Genomic DNA, 10,904 nt, shown 5'->3' with positions numbered 1-10,904 from the left:
CGCGCGCCTTGGTTGCGCTCGGCGAACTGGCCGAAGCGGAAACCGCGCTCGGCCTTGCCCGGCGGGATTCGCCGCAAAACGCCGAGGGGTGGCTGCTGTCGGCCACGCTGTCGCGCAGGCTTGGGCAGCTCGACCGAGCGCAGGCCCAGATTGTAACCGCAGCCGGCCTCGATCCGCTGAACCCGGCCATCGGCCTTGAAGCGGGGCTGATTGCGGTGCTGTCGGATCGCGACGAGGCAGCGCTCAAGAGCTGGCGCTCGGTAGTCGAGATTGCGCCCGACGCGCCCGAAGCGCAAACCGCGCGCGACTATATCGCGCAGTTGGAAGGCGACCAAGGATGATCCCGCTTTCCGTCCTCGACCTTGTACCGGTCCGCGAAGGCGAAGGCGTCCGCGAGGCGATGGCGCATGCCGCGAACTATGCAAGGGCCGCGGAAGCGGCCGGTTACAAGCGCTTCTGGATCGCCGAGCATCACCTGACCGAAGGCGTCGCCGGGGGCGCAACTTCAGTGGTTATTTCGCATATCGGGCATGCAACCAGCACGATCCGGATCGGGGCCGGCGGGATCATGCTGCCCAATCACAATCCCTTCGTGATCGCGGAGCAATTCGGCACACTCGACGCCATGTTCCCCGGCCGGGTCGACCTCGGATTGGGGCGCGCGCCCGGTGCGGCGCAGATCCTTGGCCAGGCCTTGCGCAAGAATCTCGGCCAGGCGGCAGAATATTTCCCGCAGGACGTGGTCGAATTGCGCGCTCTGCTGACCGGAGATGTCGCGCTCCCGATTACTGCGACGCCGGGCCTTGGGGCCAATGTCGAAATGTGGATGCTGGGATCGAGCCTGTTCGGCGCCCAGCTCGCCGCCCGGCTCGGGATGCCTTATGCTTTTGCGAGCCATTTCGCTCCCGACCATCTCGACGAGGCGCTGGCGATCTATCGTCGCGATTTTCGGCCGTCGACTTCAATGGAAAGGCCGCATGTCATGGTAGCGATGAGCGTGATTGCCGGCGAAACCGACGAGGAAGCCGCGTTCCTCGCTTCGTCGCAGGACCAGGCCTTCGTGCGCCTCAGGACGGGTGACCCCGGCAAGCTGCCGCCCCCGAAGGAAGGCTTTCGCGAGAACCTCCCGCCCGAGCTCCAGCCGATCATTTCGCGGCTCGAAATCGCTCGGGCGATCGGCGGTCCGGCAACAATTCGTGAAAAGATCGAGGCCTTTGCCAGTTTGACGCAGGCCGACGAAATCATCGTTTCGGGAGCGACCTATGCCAACGAGGCCCGTTGCCGTTCGCTCCAGATCACGATGGAGGCCCTGGCGGGCTAGGACGAAGCCGTCGCGGGGCAGACAGCCGAAGCCCTCACGGCTGCGCCTTGAAGCACGGTTTCATCCGGTCTAATGTGCGACTGAATGATACTCGAATGAGTAATAAAATTTCAGGGTCCGGCTATCGGTGCCCGAAGGGAGCAGCCAGATGGCGTCGGCCAAGGGCCACAAACCGATTGCGAACAACAGCCCGCTTGCGAACAAGCTCGCCCGCCGGATCGGCGCTAGCCTGCTACCCGGTGAGCCGAAATTGCGGCCCGAGCGGCTATTGGAAGCTTCGAATCGTCTGCTTCATGCCGCAAGGCGCAAGGCGCATGGCGAGCCCGCGATCGTACTCCACAGCGGAAGCAACGGACATCGCTATCTCGGGATCGCGATCGTCAATGACGACATGCCCTTCCTGGTAGACTCGGTCGCCGCGACTATTGCCGCGCAAGGTCTCGCAATCGACTGCCTGGTCCACCCGGTCGTTTCGGTAACCCGCGGCAAGACCGGCAGACTGGTCGATATCGGCAAGGGAGATTGCAGGGAAAGCTACATCTACATCGAAACCCAGCGAATCGACGCCAAGGAGCGCAACCGGCTGTCCCGGGCATTGGAAGAAGCCCTGGCCGATGTTCGAGCGGCGGTTTCCGACTGGCCAAAAATGCAAGAACTGATGGAAGCCGATGCCGAGCGCACCCAAGGCGAGGAGGGCGCGCTATTGTTGCGCTGGCTCGCAAACGGAATGCTGACCCAACTCGGGCATGTGACCCGCCAGCGCGATGGCCGCCAGCGCGGCCGATTGGGGATCTGCCGGACGAGCGCCCGAACCCTGCTTTCGGACGAGACCTACCAGCGGGCATTCGAATGGTTCGACACGCGCGGGTCCGAGGGAGTTGCCCGTGCGCCCTTGATAGTCAAGGCGAACCGGATTTCGAAGGTTCATCGCCGGGTGCCGCTCGACCTGTTCATGGTCCCCATTATCGAGAATGGGAAAGTCGCTGCGTTGTCGGTCCATGCCGGGATCTGGACCAGCGCATCGTTGCATGAAGCGCCTGCCAATGTCCCGCGTCTGCGGACCCAGATTGCCCGCATGGCCGACAGGCTCGGTTTCACGAAGAACAGCCATGACGGCAACGCTCTGTCCCATGTCGTTGCCGCGCTGCCGCGCGACTTGTTGATCACCTTCTCGGATGTCGACTTCGAAAAAGTGGTGACGACGATGATGGTGCTGGTGCAGCGCCCGCGTCCGCGGCTGGTGCTGGTGGCGGCGGGGCTCGAGCGGCATCTGTTCGCCTTCGTCTGGCTGCCGCGCGACATGCTCTCGACCGATACGCGCCTGCGCATTCAGGAGATGATCGAACACGCATCGGGCGGCGAGGTGCTCGATTGGGGCGTCCAGGTCGAGGGCGGCAACCTCGCGCTGATCCGTTCGGTAGTGGACATCAGGGGCGGTCATCGCTCGGTCGACGAGAACGCGCTCGACGAACAGCTTCAGGCGATGCTGCGCGGCTGGTCCGAAGCAGTCGAGAGCGAAATCGAAAAGACCGGAGCGACCAGCCGGGCAGCCGCCCTTGCCGCGCTTTACGCCGAGAGCTTCCCGGTCAATTATCGGGTCGACTATGGCCCCGGGGAAGCCGCTCTGGATATCCTCCGGCTGCGCCACCTCCAGGCGCAATCCCAGCATGGCGATCCCGGCCGCGATGCCCGGCTCTATCGCCTGCCGAGCGACGAGAACGGCCGGCTCAGGCTCAAGATTTACCAGCCCGGCGGCAGCATGCCGCTATCCGACGCAGTTCCGGCACTGGAGAATTTCGGCTTCAGGGTGCTCGCGGAAATACCCACGCCGCTCCAAAATGGCGCCTTGGCGACAATCCACGATTTCATGCTCGAATTGCCTCGCGGAGGCGATGCCGCAACTGTTCTTGAGCGTCAGGGCGAAATCGAGGAAGCGCTGTGCGCGGTGCTGAACAACCATGCGGAAGACGATGTTTTCAACCGCTTGACGGTCGGCGCGGCCTTGTCCGCGCGCTGCGCCAACCTCCTGCGGGCCGTTTACCGCTATCTTCGCCAGACCGGCTTCAACGTCACGATCTATCCCGTGGTCGATGCGCTCGACGAGGCAGTCGACGTGACCAACGGACTGATTGCGCTGTTCGGCGCGCGGCACGATCCGGCCTTCAAGGGCAATCGGAAAAAGGCCGAGGAGGCGGCCGAACAGCAGATCAGGGACGGTCTCGCCAAGGTCGAATCGATCGGCAACGACCGGATCCTGCGGCGCTACCATGCGGTGTTGGGCGCAGTGCTGCGAACCAATCAATATGCGGCCGGTCCGGATGAAGCGCTCGCCTACAAGATCGATTCGTCGCTTGTGCCGGCGCTTCCCCGCCCCATTCCCTGGCGCGAAATCTTCGTCTATTCGCGCCGGATCGAGGGCATCCACCTGCGGGCCGGGCCGGTTGCCCGAGGTGGCATCCGCTGGTCGGACCGGCGCGACGATTACCGGACCGAAATCCTCGGGCTGATGAAGGCCCAGCGGGTCAAGAACGCGGTGATCGTCCCGACCGGCGCAAAAGGCGGCTTCCTGCCGAAGCGATTGCCCGACCCCCGTTACGACCGCGATGGCTGGGCCGCCGAAGGGCAGGCAAGTTACGAGATCTTCATCCGCAGCCTGCTTTCGATCACCGACAATATCGTCGACGACAAGGTCGTCCACCCGCCGGGCATCGTCATTCGCGACGGCGAAGACCCCTATTTCGTGGTCGCTGCCGACAAGGGAACGGCGCGCTTTTCGGACGTCGCGAATAATATCGCCGAGTCCCGCGACTTCTGGCTCGACGATGCCTTCGCCAGCGGCGGATCGCACGGTTACGATCACAAGGCGATGGGCATCACCGCCCGCGGGGCATGGCTATCGGTCCAGCGTCATTTCCTCGAACTGGGAGTCGACGTCCAGAAGGATCCGGTGCGGGTGATTGGCTGTGGCGACATGTCGGGCGACGTGTTCGGAAACGGGATGCTGTTATCGAAGGCGATAAAGCTGATTGGTGCATTCGATCACCGGCATATTTTCATCGATCCCGACCCCGATCCGGGTGCGAGCTGGAAAGAGCGCAAGCGCCTGTTCGATTTGCTGCGCTCGAGCTGGGATGATTACGACAAGTCGCTTATTTCGCGTGGGGGCGGGGTGTTTCCGCGCAGCCTGAAACGTATTCCGCTCTCGAATGCGGCGCGGAAGGCGCTCGGCACCGAGGCCGCGGAACTCGAACCCGACAAGCTCATCGCCGCCCTGCTCAAGGCCCCGGCCGACCTGTTGTGGTTCGGCGGCATCGGGACCTATGTGAAGAGCGCCGCGGAAAACAACGTCGCCGTGGGCGATCCTGCCAACGATGCCTTGCGCGTCAATGGCAGGGAGATCCGCGCCAAGGTGATCGGCGAAGGGGCCAATCTTGGCTGTACCCAAGCCGGGCGGATCGAATATGCCCTCTCGGGCGGCCGCATCAATACCGATTTCATCGACAATTCGGCCGGCGTCGATTGTTCGGACAACGAGGTGAATATCAAGATCGCTTTCGCCGCTGCCAAGCGCGCCGGCAAGTTGACCGAAAAACGCCGCGATGCGCTGCTTGTCGAAATGACGGACGAAGTCGCTTCGATCGTGCTCGAGGACAATCGCCTCCAGGCGCTCGCCTTGTCGATTGCAGAGGAGGGCGGGTCCGAGGCAATTCCTTCCTATATGAGGCTGATCGACGAGCTCGAAAGCCTGGGCGAACTCGATCGCGAAACCGAGGGGCTGGCCGAGGACGAGGTGCTGGCAAGGCGGGTGGCCGACGAACACGGCCTGACCCGCCCCGAGCTCGCCGTCCTTTTGTCAAGCACCAAGCTCATGCTGCAGAACGCGATCGAACAAAGCTCGCTGGACGAGGACGTATCGCTGGTTCCGATGCTGCTGGAAGCGTTCCCGCAGCCGATGCGCGAAAGGTTTCGCAGCGAAATCCTCTCACACCGTCTCCGCAACCAATTGGTGGCAACCAAACTCGCCAACCGGATCATTAACCGCATGGGGATGATCCATCCGTTCGAAATTGCGGAAGAGGAAGGGGCATCGCTCGACCATGTCGCCGCAGCCTTTGTCTGCGCTGGCAAGCTGTTCGGAATGGAGGCCGTCTGGTCTCGGTTCGAGACCTCGCCGATGGCCGAGAATGCCAGGCTCATGCTGTTCGCCCGAACCGCCCTGGCGCTGAGGAACCACATGGCCGATCTCCTGCGCGCCGGCGCCGGGAACATCCCGCCATCGAAGCTGATATCGGAACTTTCGCCCGTCATCGAAGAGCTTGCGACCTGCAAGGAGGAATTGCTTGCCAAGGAAGCGCGAACCCATTCGGCGCGCCTGAAGGACGAATTCAGGAAGGCAGGCGTGCCGGCAAAAGAGGCGGAAATGGCCGCGCATCTGTTCGACATGGATGGTTCGGTCGGGCTTGCAAGGCTCGCGGTCGATACAAGAATCCCGGTGAATAGCATCACTGCTGCCTTCACCAATCTCGGCGAGCGGCTCGGCCTCGACTGGGCGCAGGGCTGCGCGGCCACGATGAATCCGTCCGATCCGTGGGAACGATTGCTGGTTGCCGGCCTCGCGCGCGACTTCCAGCAAATGCGTTTCGACCTCTTGCGAAGGCTGGCGGTTGCAGGGGGCGCCAAGGCCAATCCGATCAAGGCCGTAGAAGGCTGGGCCGAGAGGCACTCGACTGCGATTGGGCAATTTCGGGCAATGATCGCGCGCGCGCAGGATTCCGCTCCGGTCGAGCCGACCGTTCTGGCCCAGATTGCCAGCCAGGCACGCAACCTGCTGGCGAGGTAGGCATGGATCCGGTGTCAATCTACGACGTCATCATTGTCGGCACCGGCCATGGCGGCGCGCAAGCGGCGATCGCGCTGCGCCAGAACGGATTCGAGGGCTCGATCCTTCTGCTGGGCAAGGACAGCGAACCGCCTTACGAGCGCCCGCCCCTGTCGAAAGACTATCTTGCCGGCGAGAAGCCTTTTGAACGGATCCTGATCCGCCCGCGGCAATTCTGGCACGAGCGGAACATCGAGCTGAAGATGGGTGCCTTTGTTTCGGAAATCGATCCGCTCGGTCATTCGCTGAAGGCCGGCGACGAGGTGCTGGGCTACCACAAGCTGATCTGGGCCGGCGGCGGCGAAGCCCGCAGGCTTTCGTGTCCGGGCGCGGAGCTGGGCGGCATCCATACAATCCGTGCCAAGCAGGACAGCGACGCAATCATGGCCGAACTCAAGGCAGGCGCGCGCAAGATTGTGGTGATCGGCGGCGGCTATATCGGGCTGGAAGCGGCGGCAGTTTTGCGCAAGCTCGATTGCCAGGTGACCGTGCTCGAACTCGAACCGCGCCTGCTCTCAAGGGTGGCGGGAGCAGAACTCGCCGAATTCTATGCCGCCGAACATCGCGTCCACGGGGTGGATATCCGCTGCAACACCAGGGTCGAACGGATCGAAGGCGCCGACGGACGGGTTGGCGCAGTCGCGCTGGAGGATGGAGCAACAATCCCGGCCGACATGGTCGTGGTCGGAATCGGGATCGTGCCTTCGGTTGGGCCGCTGGTGCTGGCGGGAGCTTCCGGGGGGAATGGCGTCAATGTCGATCCCTATTGCCGGACCACGCTCGACGACATCTACGCAGTGGGCGACTGCGCGGCACACGCCAGCCCGTTTGCGGCAGGCGAAGTCGTGCGGGTGGAATCGGTCCAGAATGCCACCGACATGGCGACCACGGCGGCCAAGGCGATCTGCGGCGACAAGCAGCCCTACGAGGCGATGCCGTGGTTCTGGTCGAACCAGTACGATTTGCGCCTGCAGACCGTCGGGCTGAACCAGGGCCATGACGACACAGTGCTGCGCGGCGACCCGGCGAGCCGCAGCTTCAGCGTCGTCTATCTGCGCGGCGGCAAGGTCATCGCGCTCGATTGCGTCAATGCGACCCGCGACTTTGTCCAGGGCCGCAAGCTGATCGAGTATCAGACCGAAGTGACGAGGGACGAACTGGCCAACGCCGACATCCCGCTCAAGGATTTGCTCTGAGCTCGTCCAGAGCCCAGCGCGCCGCTTCCGCGACCACGGGATCGGGATCGGAGCATAGCTCCACGACCTGCGGCAACAACGCCCGGTTCCCGCTGTTTCCCGCCGCGATCAGGCAGTTCCTGACGAAGCGGTCGCGCCCCGTCCGCTTGATCGGCGAGCCCGAGAATTTCGAGCGAAACGCCGCATCGTCGAGCGCCAGCAATTCGGACAGGTCCGGTTCGACCAGGTCCTCGCGCGGGGCCAGCCGGGCGTGGCGCGCCGCGACTTCGGCAAACTTGTTCCACGGACACACCGCGAGGCAATCGTCGCAGCCATAGATGCGGTTGCCCATCGGCTTGCGGAATTCCTCGGGTATCGGCCCCTTGTGCTCGATCGTGAGGTAGGAAATGCAGCGCCGTGCATCGAGCCGGTAGGGCACCGGGAAAGCGTCTGTCGGGCACGCGACCTGGCAGGCAGTGCAGCTTCCGCAGCGGTCTTGATGCGGCTCGCCGGGTTCGAACGGCAAGGTGGTGTAGATCTCGCCCAGGAACAGCCAATTGCCATGGGTGCGGCTGACCAGGTTCGTGTGCTTGCCCTGCCAGCCGATCCCGGCGGCTTCGGCCAGCGGCTTTTCCATCACCGGGGCGGTGTCGACGAACACCTTGACCTCGGCTGCCAGACCTTCCCTTGCAGCCTGCGCCACCAGCCAGCGGGCCAGCGCCTTGAGCGCCTGCTTCATCACGTCGTGATAGTCCCGGCCCTGAGCATAGACCGATATCCGCGCCTTTTCGGGATCGCCTTCGAGCGCCAGCGGATCGACCTCGGGCGCATAGGACATGCCCAACGCGATCACGCTCTGCGCCTCGGGCCACAGGCTTTGCGGGCCCTTGCGCTGCTCGGCGCGCGTTTCCATCCACGCCATCTCGCCGTGATTGCCGGCCGCGAGCCATTCACCGAGCCTTCGCGCGCTTTCGGGATCGTCCGTGGCGGGCGCGAAACCGATCGCGGCAAAGCCGAACTTCCTCGCCTCTTCGGCCAAGCCTTGCCTCAACCTTGCGAGGGCAGCGGAATTAACCAAGTTCGGTGTTGCTCCCTTGCACTTGCGAGGGTTAACTCATCCTCATGAATATCGAGCTAGGGGATCGCCCCGCAATCGACAACCATGCAAGGGGCGACGGGCGGCCGCTGGCAATCGAGGCCAGGGGGCTGGTCAAGCGGTTCGACGGAACCGTCGCGGTCGACGGGGTCGACATCTCCGTTCCCGAGGGTTCGATTTACGGCATTCTTGGGCCCAACGGTGCCGGCAAGACGACGACGCTGCGCATGCTGCTGGGCATCATCGATCCCGACAAGGGTATCCGCCGCGTGCTGGGGCATGACCGCCCGCACGATGTTGCACGGCTGATCGGTTACCTGCCCGAAGAGCGGGGCCTTTATCCCGCGATGAAAGCCATCGAGGCGATTGCCTTCATGGGCGCCCTGCGCGGCGTGCCGTTGGACGAAGGGCGCAGGCGCGGGCGCGAGCTGCTCGAGGATTACGGACTGGGCTATGCTGCCGACCGGCAGATCCGCCAGCTGTCCAAGGGCATGGCCCAGACCGTGCAATTGCTCGGCACGCTGGTTCACCGTCCGAGACTGGTGGTGTTCGACGAGCCGTTTTCAGGACTCGACGCAATCAACCAGGGCAAGCTCGAACGGATGATCCGGGGCCTGGCGGACAACGGGACCACGGTGATCTTCTCGACCCATGTCATCGCCCATGCCGAGCGCCTGTGCGAGCGGATCGCGATCATTGCGGGCGGCAAGGTGCCGTTCGAAGGTGCGGTCGATGTCGCACGCGACCGGATCCCGCCGCAGGTCAGGCTCGAAACCCGCAGCCGCGAGGGTGCGTGGCGCGATGCGCTCCCCGCCGACGCCCGCCGCGAAGGGGACTTCTTCTATTTTTCGCTACCCGAGAACGGGATCGAGCCGCTGCTGCGGGCGCTGATCGAAGGCGAAGCGGGCATCCTTTCGCTTTCGATCGAGCGGGCCGGGTTGCATGACGCCTTCGTCGCGATCGCGGGCGAAGCGGCCGCCAAGGCGCTCGAGGAATCCCCGGAGGAGGACCGCAAGTGAGCGCGCAGCGCCTCACCATCTGGCAGGCGGCCTATGTGGTCGCCCGGCGCGATTTCGTGGCGATCCTGTTCAGCCGCGCGTTCATCTTCTTCCTACTGGGACCGCTCTTCCCGCTGTTTGTCGGACTGATGGCAGGCGGGATCGGGGCGCAAGTGCAAAGCAGCACCGCACCGCCCGAAATCGGTCTGGCCATGAGCGCCGCAGACGCGCAGGCCATGCAGCGGGCTCGCGACGAGCTGAGCGAGGATCCCGGCCTGACGATCCCGGAGATGGTCGTGCTGCAGGAGGTGGAGCCTGGACAGCACTTCGATGCCGTCGAATTCCTGTCGTCGAAGAAGGGCAATATCTCCGCGGTAGTCACCGGTTCGATCGCCAATCCGGTGCTGACGGCCCCCGGCGGCCAGCTGGACAATTGGAGGGGTTCGGTTGCGCTGGTGGCCGCCCGGGCGAGTTCAACCAGCGTCGAGCCGTATCCCGAAGTCGAGACCGTCGCCGTGGCCAGCAGCGGGGCTACCCAGAAGCGCGGCCAGATGTTTACCGCACAGGCGGGCCAGACATTGCTGTTCCTGCTGATCATGTTGCTCGCCGGGATGGTGCTTTCCAACCTGGTCGAGGAAAAGGGCAACAAGATCATCGAGGTCCTCGCGGCAGCGATCCCGATGGATGCGGTGTTCCTCGGCAAGCTGTTTGCCATGCTGGCGGTGTCCATCGTGGGCGTCACGGTATGGGGAATGGTCGGTGGTGGGATCGTCCTGCTGGCCGGAACCGAGGGCACCATCGGCGGCATGATCGACCGCCTGCCGACACCCGGCGTCGGCTGGCCGCTCTTCTTCCTGTTCGGAGTGATCTATTTCGCGATGGGCTATTTGCTGCTCGGCTCGATCTTTCTCTCGGTCGGCTCGATGGCCGCGACGGTCCGCGAAGTTCAAACGCTTTCGATGCCAGCCACCATGGCCCAATTGATGGTGTTCTTCTTCGCCAGTTTCGCGCTGACCGACAGCGGCGGGCCGATCGAGCTTGCCGCAATCGCCTTCCCGCTCAGTTCGCCTTATGCGATGTTCGCCCGGGCCGCGACCCAGACCACGCTTTGGCCGCACTTGCTCGCCCTGGCCTGGCAGGTCCTGTGGGTCGCGCTGTTCATCAAGGCCGGCGCGGCCTTGTTCCGCAAGCGGGTGATGAAATCGGGGCCGCAAGCGCTGAAGAAGAGGCGCCGCAGCCTTGCGGCGATCATCAGGGGCAGGCCGGCCGTTCAGGATGGGTAAGTTTTGCTTCCCTTACACGAGGTGATGTAAGAGGAGCCGCATATGTACGACTTCAATCCCGAGAGGCGGAGAATCCTGGGCTGGCTGGGAGCGGGTGCGGCGCTGACCTTCGGGTTCGCAATCGTCAGCCAGAACGCCACCGCGGCCAAGGG

Annotated in this window: 6 protein-coding genes and 1 pseudogene; 6 read left to right on the top strand and 1 reads right to left on the bottom strand. The window is 64.0% G+C overall.

What is annotated here, in order from left to right; translation table 11 throughout:
- The 4 genes and pseudogenes from AC16XC_RS06965 to AC16XC_RS06950 form a co-directional block, all read left to right on the top strand.
- Positions 1-341 (top strand): annotated as a pseudogene (locus AC16XC_RS06965) (tetratricopeptide repeat protein); the annotation flags it as partial.
- On the top strand, positions 338-1,321 hold the full coding sequence (locus tag AC16XC_RS06960; protein ID WP_484033925.1) for an LLM class flavin-dependent oxidoreductase: 984 nt from the start codon (positions 338-340) through the stop codon (positions 1,319-1,321). The pseudogene AC16XC_RS06965 and the gene AC16XC_RS06960, both read left to right, overlap by 4 nt.
- Before the next feature lie 148 nt (positions 1,322-1,469).
- The gene (locus AC16XC_RS06955) at positions 1,470-6,161 is read left to right on the top strand and encodes an NAD-glutamate dehydrogenase (RefSeq protein WP_484033924.1); all 4,692 of its coding nucleotides are present in this window, start codon (positions 1,470-1,472) and stop codon (positions 6,159-6,161) included.
- A 2-nt stretch (positions 6,162-6,163) separates the two neighbouring features.
- Positions 6,164-7,396 carry an NAD(P)/FAD-dependent oxidoreductase gene (locus AC16XC_RS06950; protein ID WP_484033923.1) on the top strand — a complete coding sequence of 411 codons (1,233 nt, stop codon included), beginning with the start codon at positions 6,164-6,166 and terminating at the stop codon, positions 7,394-7,396.
- On the opposite strand, the gene queG is transcribed toward AC16XC_RS06950, so the two are convergent.
- Positions 7,380-8,453: a tRNA epoxyqueuosine(34) reductase QueG gene (gene queG, locus AC16XC_RS06945; protein WP_484033922.1), complete on the bottom strand. Its 1,074-nt coding sequence runs from the start codon at positions 8,451-8,453 to the stop codon at positions 7,380-7,382. The two genes, AC16XC_RS06950 and queG, sit on opposite strands and share 17 nt — an antisense overlap.
- Positions 8,454-8,497: 44 nt before the next feature.
- Here queG and AC16XC_RS06940 point away from each other — a divergent pair, with 44 nt between their 5' ends.
- Together AC16XC_RS06940 and AC16XC_RS06935 are read left to right on the top strand one after the other, a co-directional pair.
- On the top strand, positions 8,498-9,490 hold the full coding sequence (locus AC16XC_RS06940; protein WP_484033921.1) for an ABC transporter ATP-binding protein: 993 nt from the start codon (positions 8,498-8,500) through the stop codon (positions 9,488-9,490).
- Complete coding sequence (locus tag AC16XC_RS06935; protein ID WP_484033920.1) at positions 9,487-10,752, top strand: ABC transporter permease; 1,266 nt, start codon at positions 9,487-9,489, stop codon at positions 10,750-10,752. Before AC16XC_RS06940 ends, AC16XC_RS06935 begins: the two co-directional genes overlap by 4 nt.
- Positions 10,753-10,904 lie beyond the last annotated feature (152 nt).

The organism is Candidatus Andeanibacterium sp. (assembly GCF_057143545.1).
This window is presented reverse-complemented; position numbering and strand designations above follow the sequence as displayed.

Bases quoted from the DNA above. Each gene is read 5' to 3' on its own strand.
- AC16XC_RS06960 (WP_484033925.1), top strand. From the start codon at position 338: ATGATCCCGCTTTCCGTCCTCGACCTTGTACCGGTCCGCGAAGGCGAA.
- AC16XC_RS06955 (WP_484033924.1), top strand. From the start codon at position 1,470: ATGGCGTCGGCCAAGGGCCACAAACCGATTGCGAACAACAGCCCGCTT.
- AC16XC_RS06950 (WP_484033923.1), top strand. From the start codon at position 6,164: ATGGATCCGGTGTCAATCTACGACGTCATCATTGTCGGCACCGGCCAT.
- AC16XC_RS06940 (WP_484033921.1), top strand. From the start codon at position 8,498: ATGAATATCGAGCTAGGGGATCGCCCCGCAATCGACAACCATGCAAGG.